The sequence below is a fragment of the Pseudomonas sp. GM78 genome (assembly GCF_000282475.1).
Lineage (GTDB): Bacteria > Pseudomonadota > Gammaproteobacteria > Pseudomonadales > Pseudomonadaceae > Aquipseudomonas.
Genome location: NZ_AKJF01000083.1, coordinates 41,717 through 62,818, shown reverse-complemented (window position 1 = coordinate 62,818; position 21,102 = coordinate 41,717). Strand labels below are relative to the sequence as shown.

Genomic DNA, 21,102 nt, shown 5'->3' with positions numbered 1-21,102 from the left:
CGAATCACAGACAGGCTCACAGGTGACGCGCGTCTTCCTTGAGCATGGCGGCGGCCTTTTCACCGATCATGATGGTCGGCGCGTTGGTATTGCCCCCGGGAATGGTCGGCATGATCGAGGCGTCGGCAATCCGCAGGCCTTCGACACCGCGCACCCGCAGACGCACATCGACTACGGCCAGCGGGTCACTGTCAGGGCCCATCTTGCAGCTGCCTACCGGGTGATACTGGGTATCCGCGCGACGGCGGATGTCCTGCTCGATCTGCCGGTCGTCATTCCAGTCGATGGGATAGATCAGTTGCGGTCCGAAACGGGCGAAATGGGGGGATTCGAGAATCCGGGCCTGGGTCTTCGCCGCCCGGATCAGCAACTCGATGTCTTCACCTCGATCGAAAAAGCGTGGGTCGATGACCGGCGCGTCGAGCGGATTGCGGCTGCGCAGGGTCACGGTGCCTGTGCTTTTCGGGCGCAGAACCTCGATATGGCAGCTGTAGCCATAACCCCAATGCAGGTGACGACCATGGTCGTCGACCACGGCGGTGACGAAGACCATCTGCAGGTCCGGTTTGTCCAGCGCCGGATCGGAACGCAGGAAGGCGCCGGCCTCGGCGAAATTGGTGGTCAGCATGCCGCTGCGCTTGCTCGCCCACTCCACGGCGGCAGCCGCCAGCTTGACGCTGGAACCCACGGTGAGGCCCAGGCAACCCTCCGGATGACTGACCTTGTACGGCACCGTGTAGTCGATGTGATCCTGCAGGTTCTGGCCTACGCCTGGCAGGTCCACCAGCACCGGGATACCCAGCCGGGTCAATTCCTCGGCCGGCCCGATGCCCGACAGCATCAATGCCTGTGGAGTACCAAAGGCGCCAGCGGCGAGAATCACTTCACGGCGGGCACGCACTTCCTGAACATCCTTGCCGTTGTAGTAGCGCACACCCACACAGCGCTTGCCCTCGAAGATCAGGCTGTGGAACGGAGCATTGAGGAAAAGCTGAAGATTTTTCCGATCAAGGATCGGCCAAAGGTAGCCCTTGGCCGCGCTGCACCGTTCTCCGTCCTTCTGAGTCACCTGGTACCGAAAACAGCCGTCCTGCTCGCGACCGTTGTAGTCATCAGTACGCGCGATGCCCTGCTCCTCGGCGGCACTCATGAAGACTTCGCACAGAGGGCTCGGCGACTTCAGTTCAGCGACATTCAGCGGGCCGCCAGCGCCATGGAACTCGCTCTCGCCAAAGCGCTCGTTGTGTTCCGACTTCTTGAAATATGGAAGAACCTCCTCATAACTCCAGCCGGGGTTGCCGAGGCTCTCCCAATGGTCATAGTCCCAGCGATGGCCGCGGACGTAGACCATGCCGTTGATCGAGCTGGACCCGCCCAACGCCTTGCCACGCGGCTGGTAGCCCTTGCGCCCGTTGAGCCCCGGTTGGGGTACGGTTTCGTAGGACCAGTTATGGAAACCTTCGCGCATCATCACCACTACGCCTGGTGGCGCCTGAATCAACACTTTCTTGTCACTGCCACCGGCCTCGAGCAGGCAAACACTAACCTGAGGATCTTCACTGAGGCGCGCCGCCACCGGACAGCCACCCGAGCCGCCACCCACCACCACGTAATCGAACACACTCTGACTCATATCAATCTTCCTCAAGACTTCACATCCGCATCCGGCTTGCCCAGGTACAACGCCAGCGCCAGGCTCTGAAGCCGGCCGCCAAAGGGTGGATGGAAGAGATGGGTGGGGAACCAGGTTCGCCTCTTGAACACGGTGCGTGCGTGACTGAGTTCGCGAAACCCTTCTTCTGCGTGATAGTTGCCCATACCGGAATTTCCCGTGCCACCGAAAGGAGCACCGTGGTTGAAAGCGTGCCAGCCCCAATCGTTGATGGTCACGCCACCGGAATGGGTCCGTTTGAGCAATCGATCGATGCTCGTCGTGTCGGTTGAAAAAATGTACAGCGCCAGGGGACGTTGCCCGCTGTTGATGTGGGCCACCACACCGGTGAGGCTGTCATAACCCAATACCGGCAGCAGCGGACCGAAAATTTCTTCCTGCATCACCCGCATTTTTGGCGTCACACCCGTCAGGATGTGCAACGGCATCCTGCGCCCCGGGGCAACCTCACCACAGACAATGATCCGGGCGCCCTTGGCCCGCGCATCTTCAAGCAGGCCCTGGAGGCGCTGAAACTGACGATCATCGATGATCGAACTGTAGTCATCGTTAGCGGCCGGCTGCGCGCCGTACAGCGCCTGGAACTGACCGCGGACTTCGCCGACGAAGCGCTCGATATCGTCCTGGGGAACCAGGGCGTAGTCCGGTGCGATGCAGATCTGCCCGCCATTGGTGCCCTTGCCGTGAACGATACGTCGCGCGGCATCGCTCAGGTTGTAGTCAGCCAGTACCACCGCAGGCGACTTGCCACCCAACTCCAGTGTTACCGGTGTCAGGTTGGCTGCGGCGGCACGCATGACCAGACGCCCGACCCCGGGGGATCCGGTGAAGATGATGTGGTCGAATGGCAGCGAAGAGAAAAAACCCGGGTCTCCAAGCTCACCACCGACCAGGGCCACTTGCGAGTCGTCGAACACCTCAGCCAGCAGACGCTTGAGTACCTCGTTGGTGTGCGGGTTGAACTCGGACATCTTGAGCATCACCCGGTTGCCTGCGGCGAGCGCACTGACCAAACCCGCAACGGCAATGTAAATCGGGAAATTCCATGCCGAAATGACCCCCACCACGCCTTTTGCCTGATACTCCACCCACAACTGATTGCCTTTGAACAGCAGCTCTGTGGGGCGTCGGCTTGGTTTCATCCAGCTCCTAAGATGCTTGAGGGTGTGATTGATGTGCAAGATGCAACCCATCAGGTCAAGGAACTTGGTGTCGACGGCGGAGCGATGGCCAAAATCGGCGCTCATCGCCGCGACAATGGCGTCCTGGTAACGCCGTAGCTGGGTGCGCAGTGCGATCAGATTGGCCTGGCGCTCAGCCAGCGAGGAATGAGGTTGAGCACGGAAAGCCTCACGCTGGGTATTGAACACGCGGGCCACTCGCTGAACCGCCATTTCCTGGATCATGCCTTGATTCCTCTGAACTGAAGACCACCAACACCCACTGTCGCGTTCAACCATGCAGGTATCGCTGTGTGAGCAGAGGGTATGGCCGTCACTGTGGACTTCAAATAGCCGAAGACATCAAAGCTATTGCACTTGACCTCAGTTGCTGGCCGCCTTGATTGGCACAACACCCGGGTGAAATTTTCGTCGCGCAAAATAAAGATGCCACCCGGAGGTGGCATCGATTGGTTACTGCTGCTTCTGCTGCCGCGCGTTCTCTTCGATCTGCGCATCCACCCGCTTGCGTACCTGGTCGATACTGAAGCTGGCCGGCTTCTGGCTGGGCGGGTACTCGACGAAAGTTTGCAGGAACTTCGCGGCTTTCATCGTGGCCACACCAAGCAGGTAGGCGTTCTTGATTATCCAGTCGTAGTACTGATTGGAAACAACGTCCGCCCTTTCGTAAGGGTCCATGCGCAAGTTGAAGATCTTTGGTGCCCGCAGACAGACGAAAGGTTCGCTCCAGACCTCGAAACCTCCTGGCTTGCGCTGCTCGCAGAACACCGCCTTCCAGTCACCGAAACGCGACGCGACCAGCACGCCGTCGTCGTTGAAGTAGTAGAACTCCTTGCGTGCACCGCTCTTGGCCTTGCCGGTCAAATAATCGAGCTGGTTGTAGCCGTCCAGGTGCACCTTGAAATTCTTGCCCGAAAAATTCGCCCCCTTGAGCAGGCGTTCCTTGACGTCGGTATCACCCGCTACCGCCAGCAGCGTCGGGAACCAGTCAAGACCGGAGAACATTTCAGTGGACACTTCACCAGCCTTGATCTTGCCCGGCCAACGAACCATCGCCGGCACACGGAACCCGCCTTCCCAGTTGGAGTTTTTTTCGTTGCGGAACGGTGTGGTTGCTGCGTCCGGCCAGGAAAACTGATTCGGACCATTGTCGGTGGTGTAGACGACGATGGTGTTGTCGGCGATTTTCAGGTCGTCGAGGGTTTTCAGCAGTTTGCCGACGTCACCGTCGTGCTCGAGCATGCCGTCCGCGTACTCGTTGCCGGGCATGCCACTCTGGCCTTTCATCGAGTCGCGCACATGGGTAAACAGGTGCATACGGGTGGTGTTCATCCACACGAAAAACGGTTTGTCTGCCTTGGCTTGTCTCTCCATGAACGCTTGAGCAGCGGCGGTGGTTTCGTCGTCGATGGTTTCCATGCGCTTGGCGGTCAGTGCGCCGGTGTCTTCAATCTTGCCATCGGCATAGGAATGGATGACCCCACGCGGTGCGGCGGCCTTGACAAAGTCCGGATCATCTTTTGGCCAATTGGCGCGCTCGGGTTCTTCTTCCGCATTGAGGTGGTACAGGTTGCCGAAGAACTCGTCAAAACCGTGATTGCTCGGCAGGAACTCGTCGCGATCACCCAGATGATTCTTGCCGAACTGACCGGTCGAATAGCCCCGAGCCTTGAGTGCCTGGGCAATGGTAATGTCGCGCGCCTGCAGGCCGACTGGCGCCCCGGGCATTCCGACTTTGGTCAGGCCTGTACGCAACGGCGTCTGGCCGGTGATGAACGAAGAACGTCCTGCGGTGCAACTGTTCTCCGCGTAGTAGTCAGTGAACATCATGCCTTCGTTGGCAATGCGATCGATGTTCGGTGTCTTATAGCCGACCACGCCATGGCTATAGGCACTGATGTTGGTCTGGCCGATATCGTCGCCGAAGATCACCAGAATGTTGGGTTTATCCGCCGCCCCGGCTGTCGCCGAAAGGCCTATCAACGAGACGCCCACCAGGGCCATCCGCGACAACCACGCGCGCTTGTCTTTCATGATTTGTCCTTGTTGTTTTGACTGAATGCTTCGGATTGCCCGGACAGCGGTGGCGCTTAGATTCCGGTCAGACCGCCGCTACAGATCAACGTCTGGCCACTGACATAGTCGGACTCGGGAATGCAGAACATGTACACCGAGCCGGCAGCTTCTTGCGGGGTACCGGCACGCCCCAACGGAATGCTGCGCTCGAGCATGGTCATCAGGTCAGGGTTGATACCGACCTTGATCTCGCGACCTTCGATCTCGGCGGTGGCGTTACCGTCGGCGGTGGCTTCGGTCAGACGAGTCTTGATAAAGCCGTAGGCCACGCAGTTGACGGTGGTGTTCAGGCGCCCCCACTCCTTGGCCAGCGTCATGGTCATGCCGGTGATACCGGCCTTGGCGGTGGAGTAGTTGGCCTGACCGGCATTTCCGAACAGCCCGGCAACGGAGGAAATGTTCACCACTTTGCGAATGTTACGCAGGCCGGCGTCCTGTTCAGCCTTGACCAGGCTGCGGATGACCGGCTGCGCCGCGCGCAGGATGCGAAATGGCGCGGTCAGGTGAACATCGAGCATGGCGTACCACTGCTCGTCAGTCATCTTCTGGATCACGCTGTCCCAGGTGTAGCCCGCGTTGTTGACGATGATGTCCAGCCCCTTGTAATGCTCGACCGCGGTGCCGACGAAGCGCTCGGCGAAGTCAGGCGCTGAAACGCTGCCGATACAGGCGACGGCTTCACCGCCCATGGCCTTGATGGCCTCAACCACTTCCTGAGCCGGCTCGGCGTCAAGGTCATTGACCACCACGCGGGCACCATCGGCTGCCAGCTTCAGGGCGATGGCACGGCCGATTCCACGACCGGAACCGGTAATCAGGGCAACTTTACCTTCGAGTTTCTTGCTCATCTGTCTCTTCCGCAAAAGGTTGAAAAAAGGGGTTAGCCAATGGCGATGGCGATCAGCGCGTCGCCGACGATCTTGACCTGGCCGTATTGGTTGACCGTGGCCACTTCGACCCTGGCGCAGCGTTCGCCGTTGACTTCGACGATCTCGATTACCTGGCCCTTGCAGGTGATGACGTGCCCCAGGTGAGTGATGCCCTGGAAGCGCACGCCAAAGCTGCGCAGCCGGCTTTGCGGAACCCACTGGGTCAGCAGGCGACCCAGCCAGGCCATACTCAACATGCCGTGGGCAAACACGTCCGGCATGCCGGCCTTGCGGGCGAAATCCACGTCGATATGAATCGGGTTGAGGTCGCCCGAGGCGCAACCGAACCGCGCCAGCGTGGTGCGGTCGACCGCCGCCAGCGTCAGGGGTGGCAGCCGGTCACCGACCTTCACGTGTTGCAGTGAATGACTCATGGTCGGGACTCCTCAGTTGCGGACCACGAGCACGGTGCGCAACTCGGCGACCAGCTCGTTTTTGTCGTTGTGGACTTGCGAGGTCTTGACCAGGAACTCCAGGGCACCGTTTTTCTTGTCGAAAATATCGGCGATCCGTGACTTCACGGTGACCGTTTCCCCGGCACACACCGGCTTGTGATAGGTGAAGTGCTGTTCACCGTGAAGAATCTTCTCGATCGGGATTTCCAGATCCGCCAGCATGCTGTCCACGGTGCCGGCATCCAGCTCGGCACCGAACAGGAATGTCGGCGGGACCAGCACGTCGCAGAATCCGGCTCCTTGGGCGGCAGCGAGATCGGTGTACAACGGATCGGTCTCGCCAATGGTCCGGGCGAATGCGCAAAGACGCCCGCGCTCAAGCGTCATCGTGGTGGCGGCCAGTTCGTGGCCGATCCACTTCTTATCGATCATCTGTCGCCCCTCAGACTTTTTCGTAGAGGGTGACGACGCAAGCGCCGCCCAACCCGAGATTGTGTTGCAGGGCCAGGCGCGCACCGTCGACCTGGCGTGCACCGGCCTCGCCACGCAACTGCTGGACCAGCTCGGTGCACTGGGCCAGGCCGGTGGCGCCCAGCGGATGGCCCTTGGAGAGCAAACCGCCGGACGGGTTGGTGACGAACTTGCCGCCATAGGTGTTATCGCCGTCTTCGACGAAGCGCTCCGCCCCGCCGATCGCGCACAGGCCCAGCGCTTCGTAGCTGAGCAGTTCGTTCTGCGCGAAACAGTCGTGCAACTCGACGACCTGGATATCTTGCGGACCGACACCGGCCGCCTCGTAGACTTTCTGCGCGCCCGTGCGGGTCATGCTGAAACCGACCACTTCGCGCATGTCACGCGCATCGAACGTCTTGGGTGTGTCAGTGGTCATGGACTGCGCACGAATGCGCACGGCGCCCTTCAAGTCGTGGCGCTTGAGGAAGTCCTCGGAACAGAGGATCGCCGCACCGGCGCCACAGGTCGGCGGGCAAGCCATCAGGCGCGTCAGCACGCCGGGCCAGAGGGCGGGCGAGTTCATCACGTCTTCGGCGCTGATGACGTTGCGGAACAATGCCATCGGGTTGTTGGCGGCGTGACGGCTGGCCTTGGCGCGGATCTTGGCAAAGGTTTCCAGGCGGGTGCCGAACTCCTGCATGTGCGCCAGGCCGGCGCCACCGAAGTAGCGCAGCGCCAGCGGAATGCCGGCCTGCCCGACCAACTCATCGGTGGCCAGGTCGAAGCGTTCGAAGGGGCTGGGACGGTCGCCGAAAAGTGTGCCCAGTGCACCCGGGCTCATCTGCTCGAAACCCAGCGCCAGGGCACATTCCGCCGCCCCGCCGCTGACCGCCTGGTTGGCCAGGAACAGCGCGCTGGAACCGGTAGAACAGTTGTTGTTGACGTTGACCACCGGGATGCCGGTCATGCCGACTTCGTACAGTGCACGCTGGCCTGCAGTGGAGTCACCATAGACGTAGCCGACGTAGGCCTGCTCGACCTGCGCGTAATTCACGCCGCCATCGACCATCGCAGCGCGCAAGGCGGCAGCGGCCATTTGCGGATAGGGCGCGTTGGCGCCCGGCTTGACGAAAGGGATCATGCCGACCCCGATCACATAGACATTGCGGCTCATAGCGGCTTTCCTGATTTTAGTTGCAGCACGGTGTGGCTTTGTGGGCTTAATGTGATGGCCGTGCGGCAAACCGCCAATGTCATGGCGCCGCAAATGACTTGCAGAATCCACCAATGTCGAATCCAACCCCCGTTATCTTCGCCTCTGTATTCGTCTCTTCCCTGCTCGCCGCAGCCCGCGAACGCGGCTACGAGATCGAGGGCTTCCTGCGCGACGCGGGCATCGATCCACAGCAACCCCAGGACCTGGACCACCACGTCACCGTCGACCAGTACGTCGCCTTGCTGCGCAAGACCATTAAGGGTCTCGATGACGAAGGCATGGCACTGTTCTCGCGAAAATTGCGCCGGGGCAGCTTCATGCTGATGATGCGTTCAGCCCTGATCGGCGGCACCCTTATTGGTGCCCTGCGCGAATTCATTCACACCCTGCGCCTGCTGCAGGACGACCTTGACCCGGTCCTACTGGACGACGGCCGACAGGTGCGCGTCGAGTTGCATTTCCTCACCACGCAGGTCGAGTCTCGCGATTTCGCCCACGTGCTGTTTCTGCGACTGATCTGGCGCGTCATGGCCTGGCTGGAAGGCGGGACCCTGCGCCCCGCCGGCATCGACGTGGCGTTCGCGCAACCCGAATCCGTTGGCGACTACCGCAAGCTCTTCCCCACGGAACTGCGCTTCGGCACGGACTTCTCAACGATCTGGTTCGATTCCCTCGCGTTGCAGGCACCGGTGCGCCGTGACAGTTCTCATCTGCACGAATACCTGGACAAGGCCTTGCTCGATCTTCTGGTGCCCGCCATACCCGCACGCGTCAGCGACCGGGTGCGGGTCTACCTGCATGAAGAACGCGCGCGCCACAGCGGCTGGCCGGACCTTGAACAGACCAGTGCCGCCCTGCACTGCTCGGCCAGTTCATTGCAACGCCACCTGGCGCAGGAAGGCGCCTCTTTCCAGAACATCCGCGACAGCCTACGCCGCGACTGGGCGATCTACCGCCTGAAAACCAGCAAGCTGCCGACCCCGGTGCTAGCCGAAGAGCTTGGCTTCGCCGACAGCGCCAGCTTCCAGCGCGCCTTCAAGCGCTGGACCAACCAGACTCCAGGACAGGTTCGCAAGGGCAACTGACAGTTTGGGGTCAAGTGCAACAGCTTTGGGGTTCGCGGCTATTTGCCCGCGCGGGCCCGGGTTCTAGGCTCGCATTTCGCACGCCGCCATCGGTGGCGAAGCCCAGAACTGCGGAGACCGAGCTTATGTTGCCCCAACTGCACCAACACACCTGGATGGATAGCGACATCGAGGCCTATCGCGACCAGCTACGTCGCTACATCGCCAATGAGATGACCCCACACAACGATGCCTGGCGCGATCAGGGCTACGTACCGCGCGAAATCTGGCGGGGCTTTGGCGAGATGGGTTTCCTGCTGCCGGAAATCGGTGAGGAATATGGCGGCGCGGGCGCGCCGCTGTCCTATCAGCTGGTCGCCCTGGATGAACTGGCTCGTGCCGGATTGCCGCCCAGTACGGCTGTGCACTCCATTGCTACCCACTACATCCTCGACTACGGCACCGCCGAGCAGAAGCACAAGTGGATTCCCCGGCTGGCCAGTGGCGAGCTCTTCGCCGCCATCGCGATGACCGAACCCGATTGCGGCTCCGACCTCAAGACCCTGCGTACACGCGCCCGCCGCGATGGCGACGAGTACGTGATCGACGGTTCCAAGACCTTCATCACCAACGGCTACAGCGGCAACCTGGTGGTGATCGCCGTGCGCACTTCGGACGATGGCGCCAAGGGTATTTCCCTGGTGGTGGTCGAGACCGAAAACCTCAAGGGCTACAGCGTCAACAAACTGAAAAAGATCGGCCTGCACAGCTCGGACACTTGCGAAATGTTTTTCGATGGCGTGCGCGTGCCGGTGGAAAATCTGCTCGGTCCGATCGAGGGCAACGGGTTCATCCAGCTCATGAGCCAACTTTGCTATGAACGCATGTTGCTGGCCGTGCCGGCAGTGGCAGTCATGGAGCGCGCACTTGAACTGGCCACAGACTACGCCAAGGAACGCAAGATGTTCGGCCAGAAACTGTTCGACCTGCAGAACACCAAGTTCAAGCTGGCCGAATGCGCCACCATCACCCACATCGCCCGCACATTCGTCAACGACTGTACCCAGCGTTTGCTCGACGGCAAGCTCGACCCCCAGGCCGCCTACATGGCCAAGCTATGGTGCAGCGACATGCAGTGCAAGGTCACCGACGAACTGCTGCAATTGTTCGGTGGCTACGGGTATATGGACGAATACCCGATCGCGCGGATGTTTGTCGATTCACGCGTACAGAAGATATATGGTGGCGCCAATGAAGTTATGAAGGATCTTATCGCCCGCCAGCTATAGACCTGCGTTCGCCCTTTTTCTTTCAGGCGCCGGCTCTTGGCGTCTGATTTTTTCAATTAAATTCTGTTCATGAAAACGAGCATGCTTCAGTAGCAGCCTCCCTCCTCTCGCGCCCAAAGGAAGCTGGCTCCTCAGCGACGAAAACAGTCGTGCGCGGCAAAAGCTTCGTTTGTAGATCTCGTAGGGGGGGAATAACTTTCATAAACTTGTATCAGGCTCCTTACTGCGCTCGAATCATAGATCTACTATGCAGTGTAGATTGAGCTAGAAGCAAAATATAAAGCGCTGCACAAGGTTACCTAAATCTGTGCATTGGCCATTTAAGCACAATGGTCACATGGAGCTACGCCAGCGGGAAATAACTTTCAGCTAGCTGTGGCACGAGCATCGCCCCCCTCCCCAGGCAACTAATGGTGGCCTTGAGAGTGCCCCCCCCCGGGGGGGGGCTGATGCAGGACAGGCAACAATGCGGCGGCAAAAAACTGTCTGAAAGTAGAGAAAGCGTGACGCTCCAAAAAATGGACCGGCGGTTGACAGTGACTTGCGTACCCCGGATCTGATTGATCCCCAAGGGTGCTCATCAAATTGCTGGTGGGAACAGAATAGCGGAACCGGCTTTGTCCTGCCCTGCAAGTTTGTGACCAACCCTTTACAGGATATCCCTTCCCCAGTAACCCTCCGAAATCAATAGCTTGCTGCTGCCCCTGAACCCCTGTCGGAGGACGACCTAGAAGTCACACGGGCGAGGAGCCTATCATCCTAGCACCTAGCACCTAGCACCTAGCACCTAGCACTGTAACGACTCAGTATGGAGCTTTGCAGTGTTACGAACCAGGCGAAAGTAACAACGGCCAGGTGCAAATTTCAGGAGGTAACCAGATCGATGTTCCGATCCATGCGACGACAGCAATAGGTCATTTTCATTGCATGAAAATCTGCCCGGGCCGATGTCCAATCCAAAAAGCCAGACTGTTAAATTGAACTTGGATCACGTCAACATTGAAGTCTTATGCAATTGTTTTGAGGTGTTTAGCCATTGGCTGCGTGACATCCCATCCATACGATTTCCTGTCGCGATGAGCCACGATCCGACGCAGTGAGGGCGGGCGTGGGTAAATGGATTTGTGAATCCTGATGGGGAAAAATTATGGGACCATTGGCTGGACTTAAAATCATTGAGTTTGAAGGGATAGGCCCTGCGCCGCTGGCGGGGATGCTCCTTGCGGACATGGGCGCCGAAGTTACGGTGATCGCCCGCAAAGGCGGCATTGCGCTGGCAAAGCAATTGGGTGGCGACATCGACATTGATATCCTCCAGCGCGGGAAGCGTCGGGTGATCATCGATCTCAAGCATCCGGAAGGGGTCGCCCTGGCACTGGACCTTTTGAGCCTGGCCGATGCCCTGATCGAGGGCAACCGTCCCGGAGTCATGGAGCGTCTGGGGCTGGGTCCTGAACAATGCCTGGCGAAGAACTCGCGTCTAGTCTATGGTCGCTTAACCGGTTGGGGCCAGGAGGGCCCACTGGCCCAGGCTGCAGGTCACGATCTGAACTACATAGCACTGACCGGCCTGCTCGGATTGACCGGTGGACGCAGCGATCCGCAACGTCCCCCGGCGACCTTGGCGGGAGATGCCATTGGTGCCCTTGGTATGGCATTCGGTATTGTTTCAGCCGCCTTCGAGGCGCGCGATTCCGGCAAGGGACAGGTCGTCGATACCGCGATCGTCGATATGGTTGCGGTGCTCGGTTCTATTGCGCATTTCATTCACGCCGCAGGGCAGATCGGTGGTTCGCAACCCAGTGCGTTCTACGACTCGCCATTCTATGATCTGTTCCAGTGCGCCGACGGCGAATGGGTCTCCCTGGCGCCATTGGAGCCTCAGTTCTATGCGCAGCTGGTTGAACGGCTGCAACTATCGGATGTCGTCATCAAGGCTCAGTATGATCTCGCCCAATGGCCGGCACTCAAGGAGCGATTGACGACGCTATTCCGTAGCAAGCCGCGTGCGCACTGGTGTGCGATGCTGGAAGGCAGTGATGTGTGCTTCGCTCCCGTGCTATCTCCGATGGACGCGGCCGTTCATCCGCACAATGTCGCCCGCAATACTTTCCAGACCCGACCGGTTGTCCAGGCCAACCCAGCGCCGCGCTTCTCTCGTACACCAGGTACGATTCTTCCAATCGATCATCAGGAGCAAGCACCGCTTTTAGCGACAGTCGCGCAAGAGCGGCTGAATCAGTTGCGTCGGATGGGAGTGCTGGCCTGAAGCTTTTTCCGCCCGCGCCTGTTTATTCGCTTGCTCGATAAATCATTCCGAGGCTTGAGTTGATTTCTTGGCTTGTCGACCATGTGATGACTTCGACGTTCGTATTTTGAGTAAGGAAGCTAACGATGACTGCCCTCACTGATCTGAACGCCCTGCAAGCCAGTATCGCCGAAGCGGTGCTTGGCCAGGATCAGGTGATCCGCCAAATGCTCGTCGGCTTACTGGCCAACGGACATTTGCTGCTGGAGAGCCTGCCCGGCCTGGCCAAGACCCGCACGGTCAAAGCCTTAGCCAGACACCTGGACGCGAAGATGAGCCGCATCCAGTTCACCCCGGACTTGCTGCCGTCGGACATCACCGGCGCCGAAGTGCTGCATCAGGTCGAAGGCAAGAACGAGATCCGCTTCCAGCCAGGTCCCCTGTTCGGCAACCTGATCCTGGCCGACGAAATCAACCGTGCGCCGGCCAAGGTCCAGGCGGCGTTGCTCGAAGCAATGGAAGAGCGCCAGATCACCGTGGCCGGCAACAGCCATGCGCTGCCGGACCTGTTCATCGTGGTCGCCACCCAGAACCCGATCGAACAGGAAGGCACGTATCCGCTGCCGGAAGCGCAGATGGACCGCTTCCTGATGAAAGTGCTGCTGGATTACCCGAGCGCGGAAAACGAAAGCCAGGTGCTGCGCCTGCTGCGCGAAGAAGAACAGGACCTGGGCGCCAAGACCGCTGCCGTGCAGGGCTTCGCCCTGTCCCAGGACGTGGTGTTCGCCGCGCGTCGTGAGGTCAGCGCGGTGCACGTCTCCCCGGCCATCGACCGCTACCTGATCGACCTGATCAATGCCACGCGCCACCCGGCCGATTACGACGCCGACCTCGGGCGCTGGATCAGCATCGGCGCCAGTCCGCGCGGCGGCATCGGCCTGGACCGTTGTGCCCGGGCGGACGCCTGGTTGCAGGGCCAGGACTTCGTTTCTCCGGACAACGTGCGCGCCGTGGTGCACCCGGTGCTGCGCCATCGTCTGCAACTGAGCTACGACGCCGTGGCCGATGGCGTGAGCGCCGATCAGGTGCTCGACCGTCTACTCGATAAAGTGGCAATTCCTGCGTGAACACCGACGGCCTGGTGTATGTCTCTCTGGCGCAGTTGATGGCCCTGGAGTTCAAGGCCCGTGATCTGAGTTTTGTTGCGCGCCAGCCCCAAGGCAGCATCCTCGCCGGCAACCATGCTTCGCGCTTGCGCGGCCGTGGCTTGAACTTTGATGAATTGTGCCCCTATCAGCCGGGGGACGATTTGCGTCACCTCGACTGGCGCGCCTCCCTGCGCACCGGCAAACCGGTGGTACGGACTTTCACCGAAGAGCGTGACCGTCCGGCGCTGATCCTGGTGGACCAGCGCATGTCGATGTTCTTCGGTTCGCAACGCAGCTTCAAATCCACCGTCGCCGCCGAACTCGGTGCCCTGGCGGCGTGGATGGTGTTCAACGCCGGCGACCGCGTCGGCGGGCTGGTGTTCAACGACCGGCGCATCGACAGCATCGCCCCGCTGCGCAGTCGCAAACGGATCGAAGCGTTGTGCAGCCGCATCGCCCAACAGAACCAGGCACTCAATGCCGCCAACCCGGACGCCGAAGGCGAAGACCAGCTCGACAAGGTCTTGCAGCATTGCCTGGCCGTGGCCGGTCACGATCACCTGATCTGTATCATCAGCGACTTCGCCGGGGCCGGCGAACGCACCTTGCAACTGATGCGTCAACTGACGGCACATAACGATGTGATTGCCATGCAGGTCTATGACCCATTGGCGCTGAACCTGCCGAAAAACGGTCGCTTGCTGATCACCCAAGGACAGTTGCAGGTGGAACTGGCGGTGGAACGACATCAGGTGCATCAGCCACTTGGTGATTTTCTCATCGGCCGGCTCAAGGACGTCGCTACATTGCTGCGCCGCAGCCGGGTGCCGTTGATGATGTTCAGCACCGCCACAGAGGCCCGGGAACAACTGTGCGCCGAACTGGGCAAGCTCGCCGGGAGGCGCCGATGAACCCCACTGTCCCGAGCATCGACCAACTCAGGGAAATGGCACTGCCGGTGCCGGTCAGTTTTGCGCCGCAGACGTGGGGTTGGTGGGCGTTGCTGGCGCTGCTGATCGTTGCGCTGCTGGTGACAGGCGTGCGGCGCTACCGGCAATGGCTGCGTGATCGCTATCGGCGCGAGGCGTTGGTGCGGCTGGAAGAATTGCGGCAGCGCAGCAATGACCTGAGTGCGTTGCGCGAGCTTCCGGAGCTGCTCAAGCGCGTCGCGATCTCTATGCCTTCAAGACACACCACAAAACCTGTGGGAGCGAGCCGGCTCGCGATGGCGTCCGGTCAGTCAACATCCATTTTAAATGTACCGGCCCCATCGCGAGCAGGGTCGCTCCCACAGGGGCCTGCTGCGCTTGGAAAAGAGGATTGGCAGGCATTTTTGCAGCGGCACAGTAAACAGCCGCTACCCGTCGACTTCAGCCAACAACTGTCGCTGCTGGCCTACGCCCCCGACGCAACATTGCGGGACATGCCCAATGAACAGCGCCAACAGCTGTTCGACACCTGGAAAACCTGGGTGGAGCGTCATCATGTGGCAGCTTGATTACCCCTGGCTGTTACTGCTGCTGCCATTGCCGTGGCTGGGTTATCGCTACCTGCCCGATTACCATGAAGCGCGCAGTGCCGTGCGTGTGCCGTTTTTCAACGCCATGAGCCGGGCGGTGGGTGAGGCCCCAAGTCAGGCCGGCACCCGCAGCAATCGTTGGCAGTTGCTGTTGAACCTGCTGGTGTGGGGGCTCTTGCTGCTGGCCGCAGCCCGGCCGGTGCTCGTGGAAAAACCCATCGAACGCCAGCAACCGGTGCGCGACCTGATGCTCGCCATCGACCTTTCCCAGTCCATGGAAACCACCGACTTCGCCGACGCCAACGGCCAGAAGATCAATCGTCTGGCGGCGGTCAAGGAAGTGGTGCGCGGCTTTATCGACAAGCGCAAAGAGGATCGCCTCGGGCTGATCGTATTCGGCAGCGGCGCGTATCCGCAAGCACCGCTGACCCTCGACCACGCCAGCCTGTCGTTGCTGCTGGACGATACGGGGATCGGCATGGCCGGCTCCAACACGGCCATCGGTGATGCCATCGGGCTGAGCCTGAAACTGCTGGATCAGGCCCACGAGCGGGAAAAGGTGCTGATTCTGCTCACTGACGGCAACGACACCAGCAGCGCCATCACCCCGGACCACGCAGCATCCATGGCCGCCGCCAAAGGCGTGGTGATTCATACCATCGGCATTGGCGACCCGAATGCCGAAGGCGAAGCCAAGGTCAACCTGCAAGGCTTGCAAGACATTGCCGAAGTCACTGGCGGACACTTCTTCCGCGCCGAAGACCGCAATGCCCTCGACCAGGTCTACAGCACCCTCGACAAACTCACCCCGCATCAAGTGAAAACCCTCAGCCATCAGCCCAAACGCGATCTGTTCTGGTGGCCGCTGGGCGCTGCCGTTGCCCTGCTCGCGACTTATCACTTGGGCGCCCTGCTGCTTCCCCGCCTGATGCTCGCGCGTCAGCGGCAGGAGGCCTGAGATGGACATCAACCTCAGCGACTTCCATTTCCTGCGCCCCCTGTGGCTGTTGCTCGCGATCTTCGGTGGGCTGCTGCCGTTGCTGTGGCGGCGCAACCGGGATCTGCAACGGCGCTTGCGCAGCAACATCGCCGCGCACCTGCTGCCGCATCTGCTGATCACCCCGCAAGACCGGCAACGCCTGCGTCCGGTGAACCTGGTGTGTGCGCTGCTGGTACTCGGCGCCATTGCCGCCGCCGGGCCGACCTGGGAGCGGGATCGGCCAGATTTTCTGGAGAACCGTGCGCCACTGATCATTGCCGTCGACCTGTCGCCGTCCATGGACGCCAGCAATGTTCCACCGAGTCGCCTGGAAGCAACCAGGCACAAGCTCCACGACTTGATCCAGCGCCGCGCCGGGTCGCGCAGCGCCTTGATTGCCTATGCCGGCAGCGCGCATCTGGTATTGCCCGCCACCGACGATGCGGCGCTGCTCGATACGTTCATTCAGGCCCTGAGCACCGACCTGATCAGCAAGCCGGGGAAAAATGTCGGCGCGGTCATCGATCAGGCCAAGCGCCTGCTCGCCACCGAGAAAACCCCCGGCACCCTGCTGCTGATCACCGATGGCGCCGACACTTCGGCACTGGCCGGGTTGGATAAACAGCTGACTGGCAGTGCGCTGCAAGTGCTGATTCTGGCGGCTGGCAGCACCGATGGCGGGATCATTCGCGATACCGCTGGCCGGCCGCGTACCGGCAGCAACGGTCGCCCGCAACTCGGCAGTTTCGATCAGGACGCCCTCAAGCAGCTTGCAGCAACGATGGATGCCCCGCTGGGCAGCCTGACCCTCAACGATGACGACCTGGACTGGGTCGAACTGCACGCCCGGCAGCACTTCCAGTCTGCCAGTGACGAACAGCATGAATTGCACTGGAAAGACGCAGGTTACTGGCTGTGCTGGCCGCTGCTGTTGATCGCCTTTTTCAGCGTACGCAAGGGCTGGAGCTTGAACTGGATGGCTGGGTTGTTGCTGGCGGCAGGCTTGGGCTTGCAACCGGTGCCGGCGCGGGCCAATGCGCTGACCGACGCTTTTTTTACCCGCGACCAGCAAGGTCGCTGGGCCTTCGAACATCAGCACTTCCCTAAGGCGGCGGCCTTGTTTGTCGATCCGTACTGGAAAGGCGTTGCCGCCTACCACGCGGCGGATTTCGACCTGGCACTGGCCAGTTTCGCGCGCCTCGACACACCGCAGGCCTATTTCTATCTGGGCAACATCTACGTGCGGCGCTTCAAGTTCGATCAGGCCATCGCAACCTATCAACAGGCGCTGAAGTTGCAACCGCAGTTTCCGGAAGCCACGGCCAACCTGGCCCTGGCCATTGCCTTGCAGAAAGACACCGAAAGCGCCGAGAAAAACACGCCTGAGGTCAAACCCGACGAAATCAAGATGGACAAGGCGCCGGGTAAAGGCCAAAGCAAAAAGGTGGAAACCCAGCAAGCGGCCTCGGATGAGCAATGGTTGCAGAATCTCACCACATCGCCGGCGAAATTCCTCAAGCAGAAATTCAGCTTGCAGGATCAGGCGGGGGCCAAGCCATGACCTACCTTCAGGACCGAATCGCTGCCATCGCGGGCAAGCCCCCTCCCACAGGGACTATGTGTCGTACACATATTGTGGGAATCACTTCAATCAACTGTGGGAGCGGGCTTGCCCGCGAAGGCGCCAGATCAATCACCGCTGCCATTGTCATCATACTTCTATGCCTGACTAGCCTCGGAGCTTGGGGCAATGAACCGGAACTGAGAGTCAGCGCCAGCCTGCAACCCGCCGACCCCGTCATGGTCGGCAGCCTGGTCAAGTTGCAACTCGATGTATTCACCGACTCCTGGTTCACCAGCGCCCCCACCCTGCCCGACCTGAAACTGCCCGGTGCGCTGGTGATGCCACCGGACGGCCACGCCGAACACCTGAACCAGACGATCGACGGCCAATCCTTCAGCGGCATGCGCTACAGCTACCTGATCACCCCGAACCTGGCCCAGGGCTTCGACATTCCGGCACTGACCGTTCAAGCCACACCGGGCCAGGCCAGCCACGAACTCAGCGCCCAAAGTCAGCCATTTCACTTCAACGCCGCACAGCCGCCGGGATTCCAGCCTGGGGAGCCAATGCTGGTGGCTCAAGGGCTACGGTTTACCCAAAAGACCATCCATTCGGCCACGCCGCTGAAGGTCGGCGACAGCATCAGCCGGGAACTGACGCTACAGGCCGACGGCGCCCTGGCCATGTCACTGCCGACACCGACGCTGGACGCCATCAAGGGCCTGAGCCGCTACCCGAAAGCAGCGCAAATCCACAACCTGGATGACGGCCGCGGCAACTTCACTGGCGGCCAGCGCATCGACAGCGTGACGTATCGAATCGACACTGAAGGCCACTACAGCCTGCCATCCGTCGAACTGAAATGGTGGGATGCCAGCAGCCAGCAAACCCGCACGGCCACAGTGCCAGGCGTGACCTTCGAAGCCGTGGCCAACAGCGCCTACAAGCCGGTGTTTTCAATCACCGAAGACCTGAAAAAACTCGGCCAGCACAACCGCCCGCACCTTTCCGGGCACTGGTTCGGACTATTCGCACTGGCGTTGGCGGTGGTGGCCCTGGGCTGGTTCAGTCGCCCGCTCGTACAACGCGCACACCTCAAGTGGCAAGCCCACCGCCGCGCCCGGCACGCCGCCTGGCTCGAGTCCGCCGATTACGCATGGCAGCAGATTCCGGCACAACTGGAGAGCAAACCGACGCAATTGAGCGCCCTGTACCTGTGGACCCGACGCAGCCACCGGGGCCTGAAATTGACTGGTCTCGGCCCGCGCCTGCAAAGCTTCCTGCGGGCCTGCTACGGCCGCGAAACGGACAAAGAGCAGGCCCTGCGCCAATTCAGGGAATCCTTGTCTACGCTGCATAGTCAGGCCGAGTGCAACAGAGAATCAGTCTCTCCTGCTCTTCATCCGCTCAACCCCGTCCATGAGAAGGGTTTCCCATGACCGATTCGAAATCGTTGCACCATCCTCGCGTATTCAGCTTCCTGCTGACCCTTGCCTTGAGCCTGCCGCTGCTGGTCCAGGCAGCCGAACCCCTGCCCTCGTGGAACGATGGGCCGTCGAAAAAGCAGATCATCGAGTTCGTGCAGGCGGTGACCGATCAAAACAGCAAGAACTTCGTCAAACCCGAAGACCGCATTGCCGTGTTCGATAACGACGGCACCTTGTGGAGCGAGCAGCCGATGTACTTCGAATTGCTGTTCGCCCTCGAGTCAAACGCACCGCGCCGCAGCACCCGGAATGGAAAACCACCCAGCCGTTCCAGGCCGTGCTGGAAAACGATCACAAGGCCCTGGCTGTTGAGGCCGATGCCGAATTGACCTACGTGCCGAAGCAAGACTGCCCCACCTTCAAATCGGTACAACCCCGGCACAGGCAATGTTTTTCGAGGACTCAGACTGGGTCAGTGACATCTCGGCAACTGGGTCAATTCGGCGTCAGCGCCAACACCTCGCCATTTACCGGGCGTGACGTGGGCCTGTAGTCGAGGGTTCCTGGGGAAGAGTAGGAGTATCCGAAACGAATGCTTTCGGGTCCATATGGAAGCGCTCGGCCAGGGCGAGTGCCATTCTAGGGCTGATCAATCTATCGCCAATGAGAACCTTGGCCACCACGAATTTGTCGCCAATTTCGGGCAGATCCGAGCCGGTCAGTTTCAGCGTCTCCATCAAGTCCTTGAGCAGTTGCACCGGTGTGATGGTGGCCTTGATCGCAGCGTTAAACGCTCTGAGCTGTTCGCCTTTTTGTTCGTAAGCCAGAATCGCGTCTTCAAGCTCAATAAGGATCCGCTCCTCATACTTGTTGAGTACATGTCCGTCGGTCAGTTCATCAAGCAGTAGAGTGGCCCGAGCGTAATCCTCTGGCTCCTCGATGCCGTTCACGAATTGACCGCGCAGCTGCTCCAGAAGCATTTGAAGACTTTCGAGCGCAGCGCGCACGCTCTGCGAATTTTCAAGAACAGCGGTCATGGTTTTGTTCCTCTTTTGTTACTAGCGTACCACGCGGTAGCGGTGGCGTAGTCAGCATGGCCACTGGTTTGGCAGCTACCGTAATTTTGCTGCCGCAGTTTTTTTTGCAACACCCGCAGCGGGGTTCGTGAAATTTGGAGCCGAGTAGTTTGCTGTAATCGGCTGCACGGTGAGTTCTACTCCTACTGCCATTAATAGCTTCCTGACAGTCTCAAAGCGAATTTTTGCCCCGCCTTTAAGGGATTTATAAAGGCTCTCTCGATCAACTCCCGCCTCTTGGGCAACCTCGTTCACGCCTTGGGCAGCGACGACCTCGGCGAGCGCTTTCATGAGCATTTTCGAGTCTTGAGCCTTCATATTTTCTGCAAGATACGCGCTGATGGTTTCCGGGCTGTCGAGGAAGCACGAAGCTTCGTAGAGGCTGGTATCGGAAGTGTCAAGGTCAAGGATCGACATGTCCTCAGGATTGAATTTCGATTCGTTCATCTCATTTACCTCCTGACGACAATCACTTTTGCCGGCTTGATTGCTCTCATTTTGTCGGATTTTTCACTTCCCCTAAGAATTAGGTAAACAGTCTATTCAGTGAAAAATTCTGTAATCCAGGTCGACAAAAATACGCATCTACCTCACGCGGTCGCCTACCGGATCGTAATCTCCCAAAAATTGCCTTTCCGGTCTCGGTTCAATCGCGATAGAACAGTTGTCTTCCCTGAACCCCCTCACACCGTCGAGCCAACGGTTTACACAGGCGGGTTAAACATTTCGTCAGCGACCGATCCGGCTCCATTATTAACACGGTAGGCCTACCATACTCTGCTCACTGAATAGGGCGGCTTGCCGCTCGACAACCGGCGAAGCCTTACTGCCGAGATCGTCCAGGAGTCAGTGGCGGCAATGCCCCC

The 21,102-nt window shown here is 60.0% G+C and carries 18 protein-coding genes and 1 pseudogene; 10 read left to right on the top strand and 9 right to left on the bottom strand.

Annotated features, from left to right (window positions below):
* Positions 1-16 precede the first annotated feature (16 nt).
* From PMI35_RS17495 to PMI35_RS17525, 7 genes are all read right to left on the bottom strand, one after another.
* Positions 17-1,633 (bottom strand): GMC family oxidoreductase, encoded by a 1,617-nt coding sequence (locus PMI35_RS17495; RefSeq protein ID WP_008059180.1) that lies wholly within the window; start codon positions 1,631-1,633, stop codon positions 17-19.
* Positions 1,634-1,644: 11 nt separating this feature from the next.
* A complete protein-coding gene (locus PMI35_RS17500) occupies positions 1,645-3,078 on the bottom strand; it encodes a coniferyl aldehyde dehydrogenase (RefSeq protein ID WP_008059178.1) in 1,434 nt (477 codons plus the stop codon).
* Between the two features lie 228 nt (positions 3,079-3,306).
* Positions 3,307-4,887, bottom strand: a complete 1,581-nt coding sequence (locus tag PMI35_RS17505) for an arylsulfatase (RefSeq protein ID WP_008059176.1) — start codon at positions 4,885-4,887, stop codon at positions 3,307-3,309.
* A 56-nt stretch (positions 4,888-4,943) separates the two neighbouring features.
* Positions 4,944-5,777 carry an SDR family NAD(P)-dependent oxidoreductase gene (locus PMI35_RS17510; RefSeq protein WP_008059174.1) on the bottom strand — a complete coding sequence of 278 codons (834 nt, stop codon included), beginning with the start codon at positions 5,775-5,777 and terminating at the stop codon, positions 4,944-4,946.
* Positions 5,778-5,809: 32 nt separating this feature from the next.
* Entirely contained in the window at positions 5,810-6,232 is a 423-nt protein-coding gene (locus PMI35_RS17515; protein WP_008059172.1) for a MaoC family dehydratase, read from the bottom strand.
* Between the two features lie 12 nt (positions 6,233-6,244).
* Positions 6,245-6,685, bottom strand: coding sequence for a MaoC family dehydratase N-terminal domain-containing protein (locus tag PMI35_RS17520; RefSeq protein ID WP_008059170.1), 441 nt, complete (start codon positions 6,683-6,685; stop codon positions 6,245-6,247).
* Between the two features lie 10 nt (positions 6,686-6,695).
* A complete protein-coding gene (locus PMI35_RS17525; protein WP_008059168.1) occupies positions 6,696-7,880 on the bottom strand; it encodes a lipid-transfer protein in 1,185 nt (394 codons plus the stop codon).
* A 113-nt stretch (positions 7,881-7,993) separates the two neighbouring features.
* Between PMI35_RS17525 and PMI35_RS17530 the strand changes: the two genes are divergently transcribed.
* From PMI35_RS17530 to PMI35_RS17575, 10 genes and pseudogenes are all read left to right on the top strand, one after another.
* Entirely contained in the window at positions 7,994-9,007 is a 1,014-nt protein-coding gene (locus PMI35_RS17530) for an AraC family transcriptional regulator (RefSeq protein ID WP_008059167.1), read from the top strand.
* 125 nt (positions 9,008-9,132) lie between these two features.
* Positions 9,133-10,275 carry an acyl-CoA dehydrogenase family protein gene (locus tag PMI35_RS17535; protein ID WP_008059166.1) on the top strand — a complete coding sequence of 381 codons (1,143 nt, stop codon included), beginning with the start codon at positions 9,133-9,135 and terminating at the stop codon, positions 10,273-10,275.
* 1,147 nt (positions 10,276-11,422) lie between these two features.
* Positions 11,423-12,544 (top strand): CaiB/BaiF CoA transferase family protein, encoded by a 1,122-nt coding sequence (locus PMI35_RS17540; protein ID WP_008059165.1) that lies wholly within the window; start codon positions 11,423-11,425, stop codon positions 12,542-12,544.
* Positions 12,545-12,669: 125 nt separating this feature from the next.
* A complete protein-coding gene (locus PMI35_RS17545) occupies positions 12,670-13,650 on the top strand; it encodes an AAA family ATPase (RefSeq protein WP_008059161.1) in 981 nt (326 codons plus the stop codon).
* Complete coding sequence (locus PMI35_RS17550) at positions 13,647-14,582, top strand: DUF58 domain-containing protein (protein WP_008059154.1); 936 nt, start codon at positions 13,647-13,649, stop codon at positions 14,580-14,582. The genes PMI35_RS17545 and PMI35_RS17550 overlap by 4 nt, the downstream gene beginning before the upstream one ends.
* Positions 14,579-15,169, top strand: a complete 591-nt coding sequence (locus PMI35_RS17555; protein ID WP_008059152.1) for a DUF4381 domain-containing protein — start codon at positions 14,579-14,581, stop codon at positions 15,167-15,169. The genes PMI35_RS17550 and PMI35_RS17555 overlap by 4 nt, the downstream gene beginning before the upstream one ends.
* Entirely contained in the window at positions 15,156-16,148 is a 993-nt protein-coding gene (locus tag PMI35_RS17560) for a vWA domain-containing protein (protein ID WP_008059150.1), read from the top strand. The genes PMI35_RS17555 and PMI35_RS17560 overlap by 14 nt, the downstream gene beginning before the upstream one ends.
* A gap of 1 nt (position 16,149) precedes the next feature.
* Positions 16,150-17,730: a VWA domain-containing protein gene (locus PMI35_RS17565; protein ID WP_008059149.1), complete on the top strand. Its 1,581-nt coding sequence runs from the start codon at positions 16,150-16,152 to the stop codon at positions 17,728-17,730.
* Positions 17,727-19,172 carry a BatD family protein gene (locus PMI35_RS17570; RefSeq protein ID WP_008059148.1) on the top strand — a complete coding sequence of 482 codons (1,446 nt, stop codon included), beginning with the start codon at positions 17,727-17,729 and terminating at the stop codon, positions 19,170-19,172. Before PMI35_RS17565 ends, PMI35_RS17570 begins: the two co-directional genes overlap by 4 nt.
* A pseudogene (locus PMI35_RS17575) lies at positions 19,169-19,527 on the top strand (haloacid dehalogenase-like hydrolase); the annotation flags it as partial. The gene PMI35_RS17570 and the pseudogene PMI35_RS17575, both read left to right, overlap by 4 nt.
* Positions 19,528-19,687: 160 nt before the next feature.
* On the opposite strand, the gene PMI35_RS17580 reads toward PMI35_RS17575, so the two are convergent.
* Positions 19,688-20,197, bottom strand: coding sequence for a hypothetical protein (locus PMI35_RS17580; RefSeq protein ID WP_008059146.1), 510 nt, complete (start codon positions 20,195-20,197; stop codon positions 19,688-19,690).
* A gap of 75 nt (positions 20,198-20,272) precedes the next feature.
* Positions 20,273-20,683 (bottom strand): addiction module antidote protein, encoded by a 411-nt coding sequence (locus PMI35_RS17585; RefSeq protein WP_008059145.1) that lies wholly within the window; start codon positions 20,681-20,683, stop codon positions 20,273-20,275.
* Between the last annotated feature and the right edge of the window lie 419 nt (positions 20,684-21,102).

What these genes read in the sequence shown, in the direction of transcription:
- PMI35_RS17555 (WP_008059152.1), top strand. Translation starts at nt 14,579, where the DNA reads ATGAACCCCACTGTCCCGAGCATCGACCAACTCAGGGAAATGGCACTG.
- PMI35_RS17530 (WP_008059167.1), top strand. Translation starts at nt 7,994, where the DNA reads ATGTCGAATCCAACCCCCGTTATCTTCGCCTCTGTATTCGTCTCTTCC.
- PMI35_RS17540 (WP_008059165.1), top strand. Translation starts at nt 11,423, where the DNA reads ATGGGACCATTGGCTGGACTTAAAATCATTGAGTTTGAAGGGATAGGC.
- PMI35_RS17545 (WP_008059161.1), top strand. Translation starts at nt 12,670, where the DNA reads ATGACTGCCCTCACTGATCTGAACGCCCTGCAAGCCAGTATCGCCGAA.
- PMI35_RS17515 (WP_008059172.1), bottom strand. Translation starts at nt 6,232, where the DNA reads ATGAGTCATTCACTGCAACACGTGAAGGTCGGTGACCGGCTGCCACCC.
- PMI35_RS17500 (WP_008059178.1), bottom strand. Translation starts at nt 3,078, where the DNA reads ATGATCCAGGAAATGGCGGTTCAGCGAGTGGCCCGCGTGTTCAATACC.
- PMI35_RS17570 (WP_008059148.1), top strand. Translation starts at nt 17,727, where the DNA reads ATGACCTACCTTCAGGACCGAATCGCTGCCATCGCGGGCAAGCCCCCT.
- PMI35_RS17525 (WP_008059168.1), bottom strand. Translation starts at nt 7,880, where the DNA reads ATGAGCCGCAATGTCTATGTGATCGGGGTCGGCATGATCCCTTTCGTC.
- PMI35_RS17585 (WP_008059145.1), bottom strand. Translation starts at nt 20,683, where the DNA reads ATGAACGAATCGAAATTCAATCCTGAGGACATGTCGATCCTTGACCTT.
- PMI35_RS17510 (WP_008059174.1), bottom strand. Translation starts at nt 5,777, where the DNA reads ATGAGCAAGAAACTCGAAGGTAAAGTTGCCCTGATTACCGGTTCCGGT.
- PMI35_RS17535 (WP_008059166.1), top strand. Translation starts at nt 9,133, where the DNA reads ATGTTGCCCCAACTGCACCAACACACCTGGATGGATAGCGACATCGAG.
- PMI35_RS17565 (WP_008059149.1), top strand. Translation starts at nt 16,150, where the DNA reads ATGGACATCAACCTCAGCGACTTCCATTTCCTGCGCCCCCTGTGGCTG.
- PMI35_RS17495 (WP_008059180.1), bottom strand. Translation starts at nt 1,633, where the DNA reads ATGAGTCAGAGTGTGTTCGATTACGTGGTGGTGGGTGGCGGCTCGGGT.
- PMI35_RS17580 (WP_008059146.1), bottom strand. Translation starts at nt 20,197, where the DNA reads ATGACCGCTGTTCTTGAAAATTCGCAGAGCGTGCGCGCTGCGCTCGAA.
- PMI35_RS17520 (WP_008059170.1), bottom strand. Translation starts at nt 6,685, where the DNA reads ATGATCGATAAGAAGTGGATCGGCCACGAACTGGCCGCCACCACGATG.
- PMI35_RS17505 (WP_008059176.1), bottom strand. Translation starts at nt 4,887, where the DNA reads ATGAAAGACAAGCGCGCGTGGTTGTCGCGGATGGCCCTGGTGGGCGTC.
- PMI35_RS17560 (WP_008059150.1), top strand. Translation starts at nt 15,156, where the DNA reads ATGTGGCAGCTTGATTACCCCTGGCTGTTACTGCTGCTGCCATTGCCG.